We start from the raw sequence: 18387 nt of genomic DNA on the forward strand, positions 1-18387 counted from the left end.
ACATTAATTTTCACGGCGTTTACGATAGTGTAAAGCAAATGACCAAGGCTATGGAGGCTATTTCAGGCTTTTCATGGAATTTGAGGCAACTAAAGGAGCAATACAAAAATGACTAGTGAACCAGTAACTTACTTAAAAAATATTTTGTCATACCAAAACCTTGACGGCTTAATTACCGCTGATGGCTATGACATGATCGAAAATGAAAAGATCGTAACAAACCATAACCAAGCTAAAGTTTTAGCTAGATTGGTTAAAGAAGTTGGCACTGCTAATTACAACGGCGGATATGCTGAAGGCAGGGCTGAACAAGCTTTTGAAGACGGTAAAAAGATGGCTGAATTACTGAAAGAGGCGTCACAAGATGAATGACTTAGTAATCATGAAGAGCCAGAAGGCTTTAACCACTAGCTTAAAAGTTGCAGAAGTCTTTAGCAAGAATCACAGAGATGTTATGCGTTCAATTAAAAATTTGACTGCGCAAAATTGCGCAGTCGGAAAAATGTTTGTTGAAAGTACTTATGTAAATCGACAAGGGCATGAGCAACCAATGTACTACATGAATCGTGATGGCTTTACTTTGTTGGCGATGGGCTTTACTGGCAGGGATGCAATGAGGTTCAAGCTAGAGTATATTGAAGCTTTTAATCAAATGGACGAATTAATCAGGAATGAAAGTGGCTTGCCACAAACACCAGAGGAACAATTGCAACTCACAATGGTTGTTACTAATCGATTAGTTAAACGTGTTGGCAAGGTTGAAGCTCGTGTTGAGCATATTGAGAAAACAAGTGAATTAAGTGAAGTTCAACGCTATCAGCTGCTACAAGCAAGAAAAAAGAGAGTAATTGAAGCTGTTGGTGGTGCAGGCAGCAATTATTACAAAGAAACCAAGGCTAGAAAAGTATTTAATGCGTTTGGTAAAGACTTCAAAAAAGAGTTTCAAATTCCACGTTATGACAGCTTGGAAAAACAATATTTTGAAAAGGCTATGGAATTTACACGTAATTGGTACCCTGATTTTGTCCTTCAACGTGAAATTCAAAATTCCAACGCACAAACTAGCTTAAAAATTTGATTGGTGGTGAATTGATGCTAGATATCGGAGTAGGAGAAACAATCACAGATGGCTTTAAAACTTATGTGATGGGACATGACTTAAATTTGCATTTTGTTAGCTATGGCAATCATGCAACCCACCGTGTAAGCGAAGAAGTTTTAAAAATTGTTTTGAAATCACAGGAGTAAGAATGCAACGAGTTAGAAGAGTAAGACGGGGACCAGGTCCCGAACACAGAATTCAAAATGCAATCATCGCCACATTAAACTGGCGGCGTTGTGCTGTCATTAGACTAAACGCTGGTGCTATTCCAACCAAGAATGGCGGTCTGTTCAGGGGCGTTAAGCCCGGTACGCCAGATTTAATCGGCTATCGTCTTAAAGATCAAAAGGTTTTTTTCATTGAAGTTAAGGCACCAAAAGGTAGAATCAGCCAAGCTCAACAGCTGTATCATCTCGATTTAATGCACAAGCATGTAATTCACGGCATAGCTAGATCGGTTGAAGATGCTGTAAAAATCGTCAGTGAAGGCTTAGTCGGCTACGGCTATCCAGATTACAAAGGGACTTAGCGATGAAGATAAAAGAAGAAATAAAAGGCTTTTTTGAGCTTTTGTCGCTGTTACTCGGCGGCGTGTTAATAGCTTTTGTGTTGATTTTCGTTGGAGCAGCTGGGTTTAAATTACTTTTTATATACTTGCGTTGGCTGTTTGGACTTTAAAGGTGAAAATTATGTATTTTCAATTAATTACGATAGTGGTTGCTGTTTACATATGTGGGTTGACGTTATTCACCCTTTATCAAGTTCTGGCAGATAAGAGAAAAACTTGGGGTTTGAGGCTTGCTCAATCATTTTGCTTCGTTTGTTTAGGAACCGTCACTGTTCTTTTTGTGCTGTGGATGCCTCATGTGCACGATATTATTGCCGTCCTTTTAGCAATTTCATTTATAATTGTTCCGGTTTCACTTGTTTGGACAGTAGAGGTTTTCGCAGATTGATAAGCAAATGGCATATTTAAAAATCGAAGATGCATGCAAGGCTAAAAATATTACTTTAAAGGATTTATCACAGTTAAGCGGAATTAGCGTGAGATCTTTAGAATGGTACGTCAAGCAACAACGGGAGCCGTCTCTTAGTCGAGTAGAAAAGTTAGCAGAAGTATTAGAAGTTTCACCAGCGTGGCTGGTTTCATGGGAGTGAAGATTGTGAGTTTAGCAGACTTGAATTTTGATAAAGAAAAAACAATTAGTAAAACAAAGAATTTTCTTGAAAATGATTTTCCGGACATCATGAATTATTCAGGTCTGCCGGTAACTTACTTATCTAGTCCACTTCTCGACCCTACGGGTGTTCACGGCGGCGGTAATGTAAACCATCAGCCCGATCAATTTTTAAAAGCTATCGAGCAACAAGACAAGTACGATGCAATTGTTAAGGACTGTGAAAATGCTACACGTGCTGTTGTTGAAGCTATGAATAGTTGCCCTGATACCGAACGGGATCCGTACCGCAAAATTTTGGTTAGAAGATACGTTAAAAACGATTTTGCACAATGGATTTATAATGATATGAATTATTCTCCAAGAACGTACGGACGTAAAAGGGACGAAGCACTTTATATATTCGCTCAACACCTAGAGCGATACCGCAAGAAGTACAATGCCCAGAAGCTAATTCCTATCCTAATGGCGCGTAAATGACCTATTTTTGACCGAAAAGTGCCAATTTTTGACCGATAAATGACCAACTTTTGACCAAAAAACGCCAATTTTTGACGCATTTTTGACCAACACTTGACCATTAAAGCGGGGTATATTAGTAGAGTCGAAAGATTAGGAAAGAGATCTGGTCTTTTGATGATGCTCAATACTTTTAAATTAGTGTTTATTTTTTGAGTTACTCTAAACCTTTGTTTTTTATAAATAAATGGGTTGTGCAAAAAGCACAGCCCTATCTCCTGCAAGCCTAGTGTAATGGCAACACGCCAGTCTCCAAAACTGGTTATGAAGGTTCGAATCCTTCGGCTTGTGTAGTCTGCGAAGACGTGTAAATCCACCGAGCGGACTGGATAATTCTTGAGCTTATTAAACATTGTTCTAGTCCTGATAAGCTCGAAGGCAAGTTTGAAGAGGCTTGCCTTTTATGGGCAGATAGGTAGTCTGCTCACCGTTAAGTTAATGCTTATTATTAATTTAGATTCCTCCAAGAATTTAGGTGAGTAGCATGGGTTCAATACCCGTGGTGCCCGTTGAGTAATCTGGTGCGTAAATAAGTAATTAATAATTTCACAACACATTCAATTGAATCGGTTACGAAGTGCACCCGTGTTGGTTCGAATCCAACATTACTCGTTGTAGCCAGCGATGATGGGCTACTAGAATCCAAAAAATTCAGGATCACGTGAATTGCAATAGCAGCTAAGCTGTTGCTTTTTGTTTTTAGGAGAAAAAATTATGAACAAAATTTTAACTTTTGCCGCTGGTGTGGCTATCGGTGTAGTTTACAAGGACACCATTTTACAAGTAGCAAAGCAAGTAGAAGCTGTAAAAGACGCTAAGTTCGATAAGAAGCTTGAAGATAAGTTAGCAAAGCACTTTAAAGATGTAGGCGAACAAGCCAAGGAAGAACTAGATAAGAAAGTTCCTGGTGCGTTTGACCCAAGTAATCTGGATGATTTGTACTAATGACACCTACACAGTACTTTGAGTTATGTCAAAGACATAGCCGTTTAGTTAAGGCAAGAAAGATTGTTAAGCACTGCAAAACAAATACGGTTGCCAATATCAAGCAAAAGATTCTATTTAAGCAAGAAACAGGCTTTATGCCACAAGAATACTTGGATAGGTTCGATAAGAAATAAACAATTTATTAAACGTTGTCTTTGGCTCGTATTCAGCCATTGGATGGCGTTTTTTTGTATTAAAAGTAGGAGCTGAGTTAATAAAAATGTGTGTGCGCATGGACCCTGGCGGTCAAATTATCCCTGAATTAAAGAAGTTTAGGGATAAGGAACTTTTAAAAAAGCTGATTATTGATTTAAAAGATGAAAAGGATGCCTTAGATTACAAAATCTGTAGATTGCAAGATGCAATTTCTAAAATTGGCTCTGATGATTCGGCAATTATTCCTTACAACAGAAGACTGATGGAAAAACAATTAGATGCAATGGAAAATTATAGTTTCGCATTAGAATTGAGAATTAGCCGTACAATCAAGGAGAAGGAAAATGAAAGTAGAAGCTAAATCAATTGATGACATTAAGCCTTATGAAAATAATCCACGTGACAACGATGACGCGGTTGACGCTGTAGCTAACTCAATTAAAGAGTTTGGCTGGCAACAGCCCATTGTTGTTGACATCGGGGGGGTAATCATAGCAGGGCATACACGCTATAAAGCCGCTAAAAAATTAGGTTTAAAAACTGTGCCTGTTGTGGTTGCTAAGGATTTAACAGAAGAACAAGTTAAAGCATACAGATTAGCAGACAACAAATCTGGTGAACTCGCTGATTGGGACTTCGGGAAATTAAATACAGAGTTGCAAGTTATTGATGATTTAGATATGACCAAATTTGGTTTTGATGAATCTGATCTAAAATTAGCTGATGGCTGGGATGATTCCGGTAGTCTTGACGATTATGACGAACCGGAAGAAGAATCAAATGATGAAACTATGTATAAATGTCCTGAATGTGGGTATGAAGGCGCACCAGAGGACTTTAAATCATGAGAATCTTCTTGTCAGCGTTAGAAAATAATGCTCAAACTACACTAGACAAATGTTTAAAAGATCAGATTACTATTCCATTTGGATTAGTGTCTTTTTACTACATTACCAAGGCGCAAGATGGACTTGCTAATTTTAAAAAAGCATTACAAGTGTGTGATTATCTGCTAGTTGATTCAGGTGCGCACACTTTTCAAAAAGGTACAAAAGTTGATTGGGAGACATACACGGATCAATATGCAGAATTTATTAAAAAGTATGATTGTCAAAAAATTCTTGGATACTTTGAAATGGATGTTGACGTACAAATTGGATATGACCGTGTTCTTGCCCTCAGAAAAGTTCTTAACCGTGCTACCAATAAAATCATTCCAGTGTGGCACAAAAACCGAGGAATCAGCGAATTTAAAAAGATGTGCAAAACAACACCGGGAAAAATTGTAGCCGTTACTGGGTTTAAGAATGAGGACATTCAGGATAATCAATATCCAGCTTTTGTTAAATATGCTTGGAAGTGTGGTAAAAAAATTCATTGTCTGGGTATGACACGACAAAAGGTTTTAAATAAAGTCCCATTTGATTATGTTGATTCAAGTTCTTGGAAGCTGACAGCTACATTTGGTGGACTGAAAGAATGGAGCAATAGCGAACACAAACTTATTTCAATTGATGGAGTAAAAGGAAAATATCAAACTAAAGATCTATTCTTTAAGAACTTAATGAGCTACATAAAAATGGTTAGGTATTACAACATTAAATGGCAAAAAATCAATCATGATTTGTATTTTAGCCTTGGAGTTCGTAATTTCCTCCAGACAATAAAACTATTAAGAAAGGCTATTATTTATGACTAAAAACCATAAAGAAATAATTAATTTAACAAAAATTGGAGTAACTGCAGCATTATATGTTGTTTTAACATTTGTAGTTGCTCCTTTTTCATACGGAGTATTTCAATTTAGAATCAGTGAAATGTTTAATCATTTGATTGATTTTAATAAGAGATGTATTTGGGCACTTACAATTGGCTGTCTAGTAACTAATATGACAAGTCCGCTCGGCCCAATCGATATGGTAGTAGGAGTAAGTGGAACGCTAATTTCAGGACTTTTAATTTGGAATATCAACAGGTACGTACCAAACTTAATTGGAAAATTAGTCATCAGTTCAATTATCCCAACTGTAATTGGAATGCTACCAGTTGCTTTTGAATTGCATATTATTCAACATGTGCCTTTTTGGGCTACATATGGTATTTCAATGGTAGGCGAATTCGGTTCATGTTTTATTGGTGCAATTTTAACTTACTTTTTAGCTAAAAGAGTTGATTTAAAAAAATGAATTATCGTTTAGGTACATTTTGGTTAAGAATCAAATGGTTCAAGTTACTTAATTGGTATAGTAATAGAAAACAGTGAAAATTAACAAAATTATAAATATCTCTTGTAATTGGTATAGTCCAGTGTATAATATAAAGTGTAAGGAAGATATAAATACGAGAGGTATTTAAAATGACTAAATCAGAACAAAAAGAACTTAGAACTATTGTTGATAAACTTGAAGTTGAAGCAACTTGCGCAAAGTTACACTTTAACTACTTAAAGAAAAACATGATTAACGACTGGATTGACCAAATTAAAAATTGTGAAGTTGGTTTGCCGGAAGCAAGACAAATGTTAAGAGCTGTTAGGTAAATAGTTGAGGTGCTAAAAATGTTTGATGAAAAAGAATTCGATTTATTGCAAAAGGTTTGTGGATTAGATACAAAGAGATTAGAACTATCCGAACAAAGTTTAAAGAAGCAAATTGATTTAGTTGGTGATGACCTTAAAAGATCAGCCAATGAAAGTTATCTTAGTTCTGATGATTTAGAAAATGCTGCTAGAAGATTAACTGACTTAGCTTCAGAAATTAAGCAATTAAAGTTAATGCAAGATCAATTAGGTAACTTTGAATCTTACAAGAAAAGACAACTTGAAAAACAAAATTAAACAAACAAGTTAATAGTTTTATTTGAACTGGTTAGTAAATCAGTTCTTTTATTTTGCCTAAAAAAGGTGGTGATTTCAGTTTGGCAAAAGCTACAAAAGATAAGGGCGGTAGACCCGAAGTAATAACAGAACAAAAATTAAATCAATTTCAGACGTTTATTATTGCTGGCTGTAGTCTTAAAGAAGCTTGTGAACAAATTGAAATCTCTACAAATACTTGGCGAAGATATATGAAGAGACATCCAAGTTATGTCGCTAAGTTTGCTAGGTGGAAAAAGGAACTTGAAGCACGGGCAAAATTGAATATCGCTATGAAGATCACTAACGAAAAAGACACCGAAGCAAGTGTTTATTACCTTGAACGGCAGACTAAGTTAAGAGATCAAGCGGCAAGAACCAGTTTAAATCGTGCTAAGGCTCAACAAACCCGTTTGCAAAATAAGTTGTTAAAGAAGCAACTTGAGCAGATTGATACCACTGCAAGTAAGGCAAGAGATAGCATGAGCAAGTTAGACATGGATACCTTAAAGCATTTAGCAAACTTAGACCAAGGGGTTGATATTAATGGAATTGACTAATGAGCAAAAGCAAGGAATAGCGTTAGCAGCTAGGGAAGAACTGGCACGCAGGAGCTACGCCTATTATTTTTTATTGGCTAATTCTGATATTAACGCCAAGCTTTATGACTACATTGAGTATATCTGTAGTAAGCTTCAAGAAATAATTGACGGTAAGCAGAAACATTTAATATTGGAACTTCCACCTCAACACGGAAAAAGTATGTGTGTGACTGAAACTTTTGCTAGTTATTACTTGATGAAATACCCCGAAAATCAGGTCATGGTTACGTCATATGGTGAAGATATGTATACTCGTTTTGCCCGCAAAGAAAGACAGCATTTCACTGATTGGGCTAACCGATTATTCGGCTTGACCATCGGCAAAAATAGTTCCAATGATTTTACCGTTGCAGGGCACCGTGGTGAAGCGTATTTTACTTCAATTCAAGGTGGTGGTACTGGACGACCAGCGGACCTACTGATCATTGACGACCCTATTAAGGACGCAAAAGAAGCACAATCGCCTACAGTAAGAGAAAACATTTGGCAAGAATGGACTTCAACGTTTTCAACCCGTCTATCTGCCAATGCTTCAATTATCGTAATTATGACTCGTTGGAGTACCGACGATTTAGCCGGCAGATTGCTGGATAAAATGGACTTTGACTGGGAAGAGATCAAGTTTCCCGCTATTGCCTACGATTTACCAAGCGGTCAAACTGACGCTATAGGTAGACATAATGGCGAAGCCTTAAACCCAGAAAAGCACCCGATTAAGCAATTGTTAACCCAGAAGAGTAATTTAGGTACTCAAAAATTTAATGCTATGTACCAGCAAGCCCCAACGGTTCAAGAGGGTAACATTATTAAGCGTGAATGGATTAAGTTCTATGTTCCTGATCGTGAGACGATGGTACGGCTTCACTTAACGGAGAAAGAAGTCAAAATTTTGCCACGACACTTGCAGCAGACTATCCAAGCATGGGATGCAACCTTTAAATCTAAAGAAAATGACGACTTTGTAGCAGGTCAAACATGGTCAAGACGTGATGCGGAGGTATTTTTACGTCCTGGTTGGTGCCACAAGCGGTTAAGCTTTACGCAAACCCTAGACGCTATCAAGTATCAGTCAACCATTTACCCGGAATCAACATCAAAGCTGGTTGAAGACAAGGCAAACGGTCCAGCTATTCTTGATACTTTGAAGAAAAAAATACCGGGAATTATGCCAGTATCGCCAGGTGCCGACAGCAAAGAAGCCCGTTTTGCTTCTGTGTCACCGTATTTTGAAGCAGGTCAGGTATATATACCGCACCCGAAATGGAAACCTGAATCAGAAGAGTTAATTGAAGAATGGTGTGGATTCCCTAATATGCCACACGATGACCAAGTAGACTCGGCAACATACGCAATTAAGTATCTAATACGGAACAAACGTCGTATTTCATTGGCATTTATGTAGAAAGGGGGTTAACTATTGTTTGGATTTGGCAAAAAGAAAAAGCCAGCAAAAATATCTGTTGGTGCTGACTTTATGGATTTAGAAAGCAAGGGCGTAACACCAAGTAGATTTGGTGATACTGGTTCTTTTATTTCAACCAGATATTTAGACCGCAAATACGATTACAAGCGAGCTGAACACCTTTACAAGTCAAATGCTTTAGCTAATCGCATTGCGCGGTTACCTGCTGAAACAGCAACTAGAAATGGCTGGCGTCTAATCATTAATGGCAACGAGAAAAAGCAAATTGCTTATCAAACTGCTTTAGATGCACTACATCCAAAAGAAAAAATTGCACAAGAAATTATCTACGGCAATGTTATATCTGATGCTTATTTAAACGTTAATGTTGATGAAGCGGATAAAACAGCGCTAGATGAACCACTTGATCCACACAACATTCTAAAGGTGAACTCAATCAATGCTTTTAGTCAAATGCACGTTAAAACTAATCGTGTGTGCAACGATCCAACGCTTGAAAACTACGGTGAAGAAGAGCAAGTAGTGCTTGAAGGCTTGTCTGATGGCTCTGAGGACAATTTCAAAGAGCCTGAAAGCATAACCATTGATAGTAGCCGTTATAAGCATATCTCACTAGATAAGATGGAAGACGATGCAACAGGCACATCTTTGCTAATGCGTTGCTATGATCAGATTAAAACCCTAGATACTGCTCTGTATTCAACAGGCAAAATGCTTTACGAGTACAACACAAAAGTTTGGAAAAATGATGCTTTCTTTGATCTACCTGAAGACGAACAGCGAAAGTACAATCGCAGAATGGAGCAAGGCTGGACTACTGAATCGGTTGTAGCCATTGGAAAGGAAGACGATATTCAGAAGATATCAACCAATCCTGGCGGTATTGATTCGCTATTTGAATTTTCATGGCAACAGCTTAGCACTGCTACAGGCATCCCTAAATCAATTCTGATGGGCGAACAGTCAGGCACGTTAGCTGGTGCTTCACAAGACGTAATTAACTATTACGACAGCATTAGAGCTATTCAGGAGCAAATTATCAGACCACAACTTGAGTGGTTGGTTAAATTGCTAATGTGGTCACAAGATGTTGGTGATGGCTCAGAAGACCCAGACTCATTAGACTGGACAATTGAGTTCTATCCTTTATGGACACAAACTGAAAGTGAAAAGATTGATAATCTAAGCAAATTAGCTAATGCTTTAAAAACAGGAATTGATGGTGGCTTCCTTACTACCGATGAAGCCCACGACATTTTGCTTCAACAGACTACAAACGAATCAATTCCAATTCAACTGACTGGCGATAGTGCCGATAACGGCATTACCGACCAAGAACGTAAATCTTTTGCCAAAGAAAAGGCTGAGATTGAAAAGCACCTCACAGGAGCAAAAAAACATGGCAAGAAGACGTAAACATGTGCCAAAGACAAGATACCCTATGAACCTAGAAAAATCATATCTTGGGGCTCTAAAACGTCTTGTCTTGTCATGGAAGAAAATAGCACAGTGGTACTCTCAAAATTATTTGAAGTACTACATGCTAGGCGGGGCATTGTCGATTGATGCAAGTGACGATGATGAAAACAATCCTCACAAAATAGAGCAATTGGCTGCTTTAATTGCGATGATGGCGGTAGCTATTAAGAATGCTAATAGTGATAGAGAACTTGAAAATGTTGCAACTCAATTCGTACTGTCAATAAATAGCTTCTCTTATAGCAATGTTAATTCGCAGGCTAAAGCAATTTCATCACACGCTATACAAAGCAATCCGACTATTCAAACGTTTATGCGGGCAAAGATTAAGGAAAACACCTCCTATATCACTTCAATGCGTGATAAGTATGTAGCTCAATTGCAGAGCGATATTTACCGTGCAATCAGTGATGGCAAAGGTGCTACTGAGTTAACCAATGCTATTGTTAAGCGCACAAATATGTCTTATAACCACGCTCGGCTAATTGCTAACGACCAAACAGGTAGCATTTTAGCCGAGCTAAACAAATACCGCGCCACACATGCAGGCTTTGAAAAATACCGTTGGCAATCTATGGAAGACGGTCGCGTTCGTCCTAAACATCAAGAACTGGATCAAAAAGTATTTAGTTATGATGATCCAGATGGCGGGGACAATGGGCAGCTTCCAGGTGAGCCAATTAATTGCCGCTGTGTTGCATTACCAGTAATAGATGACTAGCACTCATGAAGAGTGCTTTTTTTATGCAAAAGAAAGGAAGTTTTGAAATGGCAGATACTAATACACCAACTACTACCCCTGCAGGTAGTGCAAGCAAGCCAACTTCAAGCACGCCATCCGCTGGATTAACCAGTGTTGTTAAACCAGCTTTTAACAAGCCAGCTAGTTCACCAATTATGAAGGCAGCTGAACCAGCTAAAGACCCTAAGGGCATGTTTGACTGGTCTGATGCTAAGCCTTACGTGGTTAAGCAAGGTGAAAGCTTATTTGATGTAGCACAGAAGTTTAGCGTTGCTTTGCAGCAACTTAGATACTTCAACCACATCAACAAGGTAACGATGAAGGTTAAGGAAGGACAAACAATCTACATCCCTAACCATCCGATTAACGTTCCTTACGGTGCATAGCTATGACCGTAGCTCGTTACGATGAAGCAACTACGCCAATTGACAAGTTCTCAATTGACCCAATTACGGGCTATTTGCATGTCAAAAATGTGCCAATCACGATTGAGGGCGTGCGGCGCTATAGAAAAGGCAACGGTCAAACATTACAAGAAGCTAAAACACCTGAGGAACTGTTTTCTCCCGCTACTGTTGATTCAGCAAATAATAAACCAATTACTGACGACCACCCAAAAGATGCTAATGGGAACATAATTCTAGTTAACCGTGATAACTCAAAGAAGTTTTTAAAAGGTTTTATGTCAGATCATGCGCATGCTGATCCTAAAACCAAAACTATTAGAAATGATTTAACCATTACTGATAGCGATTTAATCAAAAAGATCAGACATGGTAAGCAAGAACTATCAATTGGCTTTCAAATGGAGCTTGACCCAACTAAGGGTGAGCTTAATGGCCAAGCCTACGATGCTAAACAAACCAACATCAGAATTAATCATGTTGCCGTTGTAGATAGTGGCAGAGCAGGTCATCAAGTCCGTATTGGTGCTGATAGCGCAGACGCGGAAGAAATTCCACAGAATAACGAACAGAAAGGTGAAAACATGGATTTCAAAGTAGTACATACCTCAAAAGGCGACATCAATGTTGCTGCTGGCGATGTAGATAAGTTAACCCAACTTGTTGGGGATGCTGACGACAATAGCAACAAGCTAGAAAAGCTTATTGCCGAACGTGACAACTTAAATAAACAAATTAAGGAACTTCAAGGTGGCAATGACAAGAGCAAGAAAGAAGCCGCTGATGCTAAGAAGCGTGCTGATGAAGCTACCTCACGTGCCGATAGTGTAGAAGAAGAGAATAAAAAGCTCAAGTCTCAACTTGAAGGCGATAGTTTTGAAGAAAAGATCAACAGTACTTTAGCTTTCCGTGAAAAGGCTAAGAAGATTGTTGGTGATGATTTTGATTTTGCAGGCAAGACAGAACGTCAAGTCAAAGAAGCTGCACTTGATAAGAGACGCGGCAAGCACGATTATTCTGCCGACAGTGACGACTTTGTAAATGGTCTTTATGAAGGATTATTCGACATGAACGCTGGCGGAGTAGGCTATACCCGCACAAACGAGCAAGACTCGCAAGAAGATGCAATTGCTAAGGCTCTAGAAGCCCGTGCAAACATGTATGAAGGAGGTAAAAATTAATGCCATTACCAATTGGACAACTTTATCAGAAGAAAGAATTAGGTAACGGAACTATTGGTTCTTTAAAGAACTATTCAGTATATACAGTTACCGCAGGTGCTGATATTAATTACGGTATTGCTGTAGCGATTCAAGATGAAAAAGCTGTAGTAGCAACTAAAGCTCCAATTTATGGAATTACTATCAAGCGTGATTATGCAATTGGTCACAGCTATGACGACATTGAAAATGATCACTGGCTTCAAGGTGAAAAAATTGGTGTATTACGCCAAGGAAGCGTGTCTGTGCCAATTACAGAAGATGTTGACCGCTTAGACCAAGCAACTGTTAACGCAGATGGTACTTTTAGACCCGCTAAGTCAGGCGAACAAGTTGTTGGTCGCTTCCTTACTGCTGGGGATGCTAACAGCACCGCAATTGTTGACGTTAACTTAACAGATATGGGGACTGTTGGAGATGGTGTTGCACCAACTCAACCAACTACACCAGCGCCAAATCCAACTGGCACTACCACAACTAGCACAGACAAGAAGGAGACTAAATAATGGCAGGATTTAATACAGGCGTTGCCTATAGCGAACTTTTCAAAGTTGTAGACCCTAATGTCTTGCAACCAAAAAAAGAAGCACTACAAGGCAGAACGATGTTCGAACTTAAAAGATTATCTGACCCATACGCACTTACTTATGAATGGTCATGGAAAGAAATCATGGGTCAAGCTTCTGATACCACTGACCGTGCTACGGACATCACAACTACTGATGTAACTTACCATAGAGAAGTAGGTTACATTGTTGAAAAAGCAGCAGGCTTTGAATACTCAGAAACCGATTTGCAACGCATGCACTCAGGTGGCAGAAACATTGACATTATTACCGACCGTGCTAATGCTACTCGTGATGCGTTAGCAAACTGGGAAGATGCTTTAATTTTTAATGGCAATGGTGATTCTCAAAGACCTATCTATGGTTTAACTACTGATGCTGGAACAGCGGGTTATCAAACTTTAGATGATCCAGCTGTAACTTTGCAAAAGGTAGTAGATCCAGCAAATGAAAATGCCTTTAGTGACGCTTACAAGATCATTAACTATTTAATGGATGCCGCCGCAAAAATTACTTTATTGCCTGGCTATCACAACGTTAAACCTAAGTTAGCATTGCCACCAAAGGAATATGAGCTATTGACTCGCCCTTTGGCAAACCAATATAACCCAGATAAGACCCTTTGGAACATGATTCAGCGTAATGGTGCTAATAATGATAGTGTATTTGCTGGTATTAAGCCGGTCACCGAACTTGAAGCAAAATACTGGAATAACAAGAAGGGGCAAGCTGGTAATAAGGATATGGGTATTGTTTACCTTGATACTCCTGATGTTGCTCAAATCGTCATTGCAATGGAACCACAACGCTATGGTCAATCAATCCCAACAGCCGATAACGGTTTAAGCTACAAGCAAATGTACATGGAACGTGCAGGTGGCTTATCAGTTAAGTTCCCATCAGCAATTGTGCAATTAACTGGCTTGAATGACGGTTCAGAAGATTGGGCAAAGGCTAAGTAGCATGAATGACGCAACTACTACGGTAGAGCTAATTAAAAAGCTCGATACTGCAGGTATGGCCGATGATGTACCCGATGAATCTCTTGAAGCATTAATTGAAAATGCTCGTATGATTGCTATGTCAGATGGCTTTCCTAAAGTTAAAAAGGTTCACGGTGCGGAAATGCCAGCCCTTGACCTTGCTACACGTGCAATGACTTTGCACTTATTAAGTACCCAAGAAGGTGCAGGTAGCGGAATGACCTCTGAAAAAGTTGACGTACTTGAAAATCACTACGCTGATACTAGCCGTTTGAAGTGGCTACAGCGTACCCCGTGGGGTCAACTTTATTGGCGACTTTACAAAGATTATGTTGGTAGTCCGATTAAGCTTAAGGTCTTTGAACACTAATGAAAATTGAAGGTTATAACCGTATTCCAGAAGTCACTAAAGAGCTTGATTATCTAAAGACGCATCAAGTAGCTATTGGCTTTTTTGGGGAGCGTGAAAGCAGATTATTAACAATCGTAGGCGCTAACGAATTTGGGGCTACAATCAAGCCTAAAAATGGTGAGTGGCTTTGGATTCCTACCAAAGAGTGTCCCAAAGGAAAAGGTCCTAAAGATATTGAGGGCTTATTTATTCCTAAAGGACATCGGGTAGCATGCGTTAACGATCATGGTAAGTTAGTAGCGTATTTCTATTTAAGTAAATTAGTACAAATCCCAGCCCGCCCGTTTATTCGGCAGGCTTATTTAGCTAACAAAAGGAAGTACATACAATTGGTGCGGCGATATATTGCAAAAGTTCTAGCAGGTGAAGCAACGGGTAAGCAGCTACTTAGCCGGCTAGGCGTTGCATGTACTGCCGATATTGCTACGTCATCAATTAAGTTGAAGCACCCCCAAAACCGACCAGCGACTATCGAGCGTAAAGGCTCAGACAATCCGTTGGTCGATACGGGTGAGCTTCAAAGACAAGTAAAGTTCATGATAGTTCCAATTTAGAAAGGGGGTTGATCTAATGCATAAAATGAATCCAGCAAGAATGATTCACAAGTACGGTGTAGACATTAAAGTTTGGAGTTCGGGGCAATTCTATAAGCCCCGTTACCCTGGCGCACCTACCGATGATCCTGATTATTCTCAATTAAGCGATGATGATGCTGAAAAGCTTCATGAGCCAGTTTTGCCAATGTCAAGTCACCTTGCACAACTCTTCGCCCAGTTAGATGGCGGTGGAGAAGTGCAGGGCGATTTACTTTGGCTATCAATTAATAAATATCCAATTGAAAGTGTGGTTTATGTAACAACACAAGGCGGCTACTACAAAGTTACTAGTCGATCATCTTATGAAGGTTACACGAATCCACACTTTTTTGAGTATCAATTGAAGGGAGTAAATCAGGATGACACAAACCCAAATGCCACCAATGATGGACAACTACCTAGTGATATACCAACTTATCCAGGTAGTTAATCAAAAATATCATTGCGGTGTATATCCGCAAATGAATGCCGGTTTGCGTAGCAATTACCCGTTTATTACTTATGACTGGGTAGACCCTGGAAGTGACGCTACTTTAGACGAAACTGATGTCATGGAAGTAAGACTTCAAATTGACGCACAATCTGGCGACATGTACGAAGCCTTAAACATGGCTAACGACTTACGCAGAACACTGGCACATAGTTACGGATATAGAAATTTTTTCAAGCAAGCGCATGTAATTCCACATAGCGCTAATAAAGCGAGTTCTCGAAATCTCTATGGTGGCACTCAACAAGCCATTTATAGATATGGTTTTGATTGCTCGTTTTCTATTTACCAAGCTGGAACCATTTATAAACCTGAAGATCTTAATTTCGAATTTAACGAAGAAACAATCGATTCTATTAGGGCTATGAACGGAATGACAGGAAAAGAAATAAACGTAAGAAAGGAAGAACTTTAATGCCAACATTAACCACGGTCGCACCTTACGACCGCCCTATGGATGTGAACGTCATTATGACTGTCCTACATCCCCAACCAATTAAGGGGCTAGGTAATATTTTGCTGTTAAATGCTACTACTGCAGCTGCTAACGGTGATTCAGCCGGCAAAGACGACAAGAGCGCACAAAAGACACCAGTTCAAACTTTGCCAGATACTTTGTCAAACACCGACCGCTTGAATGGTTTGCTTTTACGTAAGACTGACCCAGCTACTGGGGCAATTTACCGCGAATACAAGAATCTTGATGCAGTTGCCGTTGACTACAAAGAAGACTCAGCCGTTTACAAGAAGGCTACTGCTTACTTTGCTCAACCAAAGCATTCAGACCGCTTAGCCGTCTTAGATTATGACAAGTCAAAGGCTTACGATAGTTTGAAGGCTTTCTGGTACTTCAGCTGGACTTTTGGCGTTTGCGTAGACAATACAATTGACGATTCAACCGTTCAATTGTCAAACATCTTTGAAGTAAACAAAGATCACTTCTTAGTTCTTCAAACTGAAGACCTATCTAAGTACACCCAAATGATGGGGCAAAACTACACTATCGGCTTGAAGCACGATTTGAATGAGCCAATGGACGCCGCTTTTGTCGGTGGCATTGCTCTTAACGATGTCGGCTCAATTACTTGGAAATTTAAGCAACTTGAAGGCATTACGCCTGAAAACTTAACTAGTCAGGAATTAGCAGGTATTAACAATATTCACGCTATTGCCTATGAAGAAATGATGGGCAAAGGTCAAACCTCAGAAGGTACTACTTTATCAGGTGAATATATTGACTTGCTTCACGGTGTGATGTGGGTTCAAACCGAATGTCAAAGCCGCTTGCAGAAGCTTTTACAAGATAACGGCAAGATTCCATATGAAGCTCAAGGCATTGCCATGATTCGTGCAGTCTTAACACAAGTTTTGAATGAAGCGTACGACAAGGGAATCATCATGACTGACGACACTACTGGTCGCCCAATGTTCAGCGTTACTACTACTCCACGTAGTCAGCAATCACGCCAACACTTATCAGATAGATTCTATGACGGCGCTAGCTTTGAATACCATGCTTCAAGCGCTATTCATACTATTACCGTTAATGGCATTGTCGATTCAGACACTATCATGGCTGCTTAATTAGAAAGGAGAGTTTAAATGCCTTCAAAGATTAAAACATCTAAAATGCGTGAATATGATGCTAATGACTGTACTATTATGATCAATGACAAATTGATGTATGGATTTTCAGAAAACAGCATGTTTACGGTTACTGATAAAACTGATGCAAATACGTACAAAATTGATCCACAAGGATCAGCTACTAAATCGCACAATAACAAGACTATGGCGGGCTTTACATTGCCACTAGATGAAACATCTCCTTGCAATGCCTATCTTTTAGACTTGTTTAACAAGGATGAATTTTTCACAGTTGACATCATTGACTCAACATCACATATTTCTTGTCATTATGCATCAATTGACAAGATCCCAGATAAGCAAGGCAACGCACAAGCCGGTGACCGTAACTGGCCTATTACAATGCTTAACAAGGAAGAAACTTCGAACATGACCTATAGCGATTAATTCGAAGGTTTCAAGAGACTTTCATGAAATCAAATTAACTTAAAGGAGACTTAATAATGAGTGAAGAAATCAATAACGCAAAGCTTGCCGAAAAGGCGCACGAAGAACAAATGAAGATTAAGGAAGAAGCGGAATCAAGCAAGGTTACACCTTTGACTGCTCTTTCTAAGACCGTAACCATTCGGGAAGATACTGACCAAGAATATCAATTAAAGCTTCAATTCCCTGGAGTTGAAGAAGCAACTGAAATTCTGGAAAATTCCCGCAACCCGTTCGGCGCAATTAATCGTCCGGAATTGCTGAGAGAAAGCTTGAAGCACGTGATTATCCAACCAAAGATTAAGTCAATTAAGTGGTGGAATGATCATGAAGGTCTTTATGAAGCCGCCGAAGCTGTTTTGAATTTTCTTACTGAAAAACTCTAGACAGAAACTAGGTAATAGAGAAATTGAAAGACAAGCCGATTATGTTGAACTCCCTCTGCGTTTGATAATGCACGGAATTCCTGAACGGCTTGTAAAAAATGCTACACCGGATCAATTGCTGATCATGGCTAAAGTAGTGGAACGAGATATAGAAAACACAAGCGCCAGCCGAGCAAATAATATCGGTGGTCTGTTTGGCGGTAGTGATAAATAGA

At 39.2% G+C, this 18387-nt stretch carries 30 protein-coding genes and 1 tRNA gene; all 31 read left to right on the forward strand.

The window, feature by feature from the left end; genetic code table 11:
- Positions 1-108: 108 nt before the first annotated feature.
- A complete protein-coding gene (locus Q0Y84_RS09605; RefSeq protein WP_297953070.1) occupies positions 109-372 on the forward strand; it encodes a hypothetical protein in 264 nt (87 codons plus the stop codon).
- The gene (locus Q0Y84_RS09610) at positions 365-1078 is read left to right on the forward strand and encodes a Rha family transcriptional regulator (RefSeq protein WP_297953071.1); all 714 of its coding nucleotides are present in this window, start codon (positions 365-367) and stop codon (positions 1076-1078) included. Before Q0Y84_RS09605 ends, Q0Y84_RS09610 begins: the two co-directional genes overlap by 8 nt.
- 14 nt (positions 1079-1092) lie before the next feature.
- Positions 1093-1248 carry a hypothetical protein gene (locus Q0Y84_RS09615; RefSeq protein WP_297953072.1) on the forward strand — a complete coding sequence of 52 codons (156 nt, stop codon included), beginning with the start codon at positions 1093-1095 and terminating at the stop codon, positions 1246-1248.
- A 2-nt stretch (positions 1249-1250) separates the two neighbouring features.
- Positions 1251-1631, forward strand: coding sequence for a VRR-NUC domain-containing protein (locus Q0Y84_RS09620; RefSeq protein WP_297953074.1), 381 nt, complete (start codon positions 1251-1253; stop codon positions 1629-1631).
- Between the two features lie 2 nt (positions 1632-1633).
- Entirely contained in the window at positions 1634-1780 is a 147-nt protein-coding gene (locus Q0Y84_RS09625) for a hypothetical protein (RefSeq protein ID WP_297953076.1), read from the forward strand.
- Between the two features lie 285 nt (positions 1781-2065).
- A complete protein-coding gene (locus tag Q0Y84_RS09630) occupies positions 2066-2260 on the forward strand; it encodes a helix-turn-helix transcriptional regulator (RefSeq protein WP_297953078.1) in 195 nt (64 codons plus the stop codon).
- A 5-nt stretch (positions 2261-2265) separates the two neighbouring features.
- Positions 2266-2760 carry a hypothetical protein gene (locus Q0Y84_RS09635; RefSeq protein WP_297953080.1) on the forward strand — a complete coding sequence of 165 codons (495 nt, stop codon included), beginning with the start codon at positions 2266-2268 and terminating at the stop codon, positions 2758-2760.
- A gap of 259 nt (positions 2761-3019) precedes the next feature.
- Positions 3020-3090, forward strand: a tRNA-Trp gene (locus tag Q0Y84_RS09640).
- A 423-nt stretch (positions 3091-3513) separates the two neighbouring features.
- A complete protein-coding gene (locus tag Q0Y84_RS09645; RefSeq protein ID WP_297953082.1) occupies positions 3514-3744 on the forward strand; it encodes a hypothetical protein in 231 nt (76 codons plus the stop codon).
- Entirely contained in the window at positions 3744-3920 is a 177-nt protein-coding gene (locus tag Q0Y84_RS09650; RefSeq protein ID WP_005727787.1) for a hypothetical protein, read from the forward strand. The genes Q0Y84_RS09645 and Q0Y84_RS09650 overlap by 1 nt, the downstream gene beginning before the upstream one ends.
- Positions 3921-4006: 86 nt before the next feature.
- Positions 4007-4303, forward strand: coding sequence for a hypothetical protein (locus tag Q0Y84_RS09655; RefSeq protein ID WP_297953086.1), 297 nt, complete (start codon positions 4007-4009; stop codon positions 4301-4303).
- On the forward strand, positions 4287-4790 hold the full coding sequence (locus Q0Y84_RS09660; protein ID WP_297953088.1) for a ParB N-terminal domain-containing protein: 504 nt from the start codon (positions 4287-4289) through the stop codon (positions 4788-4790). The genes Q0Y84_RS09655 and Q0Y84_RS09660 overlap by 17 nt, the downstream gene beginning before the upstream one ends.
- A complete protein-coding gene (locus tag Q0Y84_RS09665; RefSeq protein WP_297953090.1) occupies positions 4787-5641 on the forward strand; it encodes a hypothetical protein in 855 nt (284 codons plus the stop codon). The genes Q0Y84_RS09660 and Q0Y84_RS09665 overlap by 4 nt, the downstream gene beginning before the upstream one ends.
- On the forward strand, positions 5634-6128 hold the full coding sequence (locus Q0Y84_RS09670) for a QueT transporter family protein (RefSeq protein ID WP_297953092.1): 495 nt from the start codon (positions 5634-5636) through the stop codon (positions 6126-6128). Before Q0Y84_RS09665 ends, Q0Y84_RS09670 begins: the two co-directional genes overlap by 8 nt.
- A 170-nt stretch (positions 6129-6298) precedes the next feature.
- Positions 6299-6481, forward strand: coding sequence for a hypothetical protein (locus Q0Y84_RS09675; RefSeq protein WP_297953094.1), 183 nt, complete (start codon positions 6299-6301; stop codon positions 6479-6481).
- Between the two features lie 18 nt (positions 6482-6499).
- Positions 6500-6778 (forward strand): hypothetical protein, encoded by a 279-nt coding sequence (locus Q0Y84_RS09680; protein ID WP_297953097.1) that lies wholly within the window; start codon positions 6500-6502, stop codon positions 6776-6778.
- An 80-nt stretch (positions 6779-6858) separates the two neighbouring features.
- Positions 6859-7356, forward strand: coding sequence for a hypothetical protein (locus Q0Y84_RS09685; RefSeq protein ID WP_297953099.1), 498 nt, complete (start codon positions 6859-6861; stop codon positions 7354-7356).
- A complete protein-coding gene (gene terL / locus Q0Y84_RS09690) occupies positions 7343-8800 on the forward strand; it encodes a phage terminase large subunit (RefSeq protein WP_297953101.1) in 1458 nt (485 codons plus the stop codon). The genes Q0Y84_RS09685 and terL overlap by 14 nt, the downstream gene beginning before the upstream one ends.
- A 15-nt stretch (positions 8801-8815) precedes the next feature.
- Positions 8816-10237: a phage portal protein gene (locus tag Q0Y84_RS09695; RefSeq protein WP_297953103.1), complete on the forward strand. Its 1422-nt coding sequence runs from the start codon at positions 8816-8818 to the stop codon at positions 10235-10237.
- Complete coding sequence (locus tag Q0Y84_RS09700; protein WP_297953105.1) at positions 10221-11021, forward strand: phage minor head protein; 801 nt, start codon at positions 10221-10223, stop codon at positions 11019-11021. The genes Q0Y84_RS09695 and Q0Y84_RS09700 overlap by 17 nt, the downstream gene beginning before the upstream one ends.
- Before the next feature lie 47 nt (positions 11022-11068).
- On the forward strand, positions 11069-11428 hold the full coding sequence (locus tag Q0Y84_RS09705; RefSeq protein ID WP_297953106.1) for a LysM peptidoglycan-binding domain-containing protein: 360 nt from the start codon (positions 11069-11071) through the stop codon (positions 11426-11428).
- A 2-nt stretch (positions 11429-11430) separates the two neighbouring features.
- Positions 11431-12627, forward strand: a complete 1197-nt coding sequence (locus tag Q0Y84_RS09710) for a DUF2213 domain-containing protein (protein WP_297953108.1) — start codon at positions 11431-11433, stop codon at positions 12625-12627.
- A complete protein-coding gene (locus tag Q0Y84_RS09715) occupies positions 12627-13172 on the forward strand; it encodes a hypothetical protein (protein WP_297953110.1) in 546 nt (181 codons plus the stop codon). Before Q0Y84_RS09710 ends, Q0Y84_RS09715 begins: the two co-directional genes overlap by 1 nt.
- Positions 13172-14194: a major capsid family protein gene (locus tag Q0Y84_RS09720; protein WP_297953112.1), complete on the forward strand. Its 1023-nt coding sequence runs from the start codon at positions 13172-13174 to the stop codon at positions 14192-14194. Before Q0Y84_RS09715 ends, Q0Y84_RS09720 begins: the two co-directional genes overlap by 1 nt.
- 1 nt (position 14195) lies before the next feature.
- Positions 14196-14585, forward strand: a complete 390-nt coding sequence (locus Q0Y84_RS09725) for a DUF4054 domain-containing protein (RefSeq protein WP_297953114.1) — start codon at positions 14196-14198, stop codon at positions 14583-14585.
- Complete coding sequence (locus Q0Y84_RS09730; protein ID WP_297953116.1) at positions 14585-15181, forward strand: hypothetical protein; 597 nt, start codon at positions 14585-14587, stop codon at positions 15179-15181. The genes Q0Y84_RS09725 and Q0Y84_RS09730 overlap by 1 nt, the downstream gene beginning before the upstream one ends.
- Before the next feature lie 16 nt (positions 15182-15197).
- The gene (locus Q0Y84_RS09735; protein WP_297953118.1) at positions 15198-15653 is read left to right on the forward strand and encodes a hypothetical protein; all 456 of its coding nucleotides are present in this window, start codon (positions 15198-15200) and stop codon (positions 15651-15653) included.
- The gene (locus Q0Y84_RS09740) at positions 15583-16128 is read left to right on the forward strand and encodes a hypothetical protein (protein WP_297953119.1); all 546 of its coding nucleotides are present in this window, start codon (positions 15583-15585) and stop codon (positions 16126-16128) included. The genes Q0Y84_RS09735 and Q0Y84_RS09740 overlap by 71 nt, the downstream gene beginning before the upstream one ends.
- 188 nt (positions 16129-16316) lie before the next feature.
- Positions 16317-17297: a DUF3383 family protein gene (locus tag Q0Y84_RS09745; RefSeq protein WP_297953138.1), complete on the forward strand. Its 981-nt coding sequence runs from the start codon at positions 16317-16319 to the stop codon at positions 17295-17297.
- Between the two features lie 18 nt (positions 17298-17315).
- Complete coding sequence (locus Q0Y84_RS09750) at positions 17316-17747, forward strand: hypothetical protein (RefSeq protein ID WP_297953121.1); 432 nt, start codon at positions 17316-17318, stop codon at positions 17745-17747.
- A gap of 56 nt (positions 17748-17803) precedes the next feature.
- Complete coding sequence (locus Q0Y84_RS09755) at positions 17804-18172, forward strand: hypothetical protein (protein WP_005727704.1); 369 nt, start codon at positions 17804-17806, stop codon at positions 18170-18172.
- Positions 18173-18387: the final 215 nt, after the last annotated feature.

It is taken from the genome of uncultured Lactobacillus sp., assembly GCF_947367125.1.
Lineage (GTDB): Bacteria > Bacillota > Bacilli > Lactobacillales > Lactobacillaceae > Lactobacillus.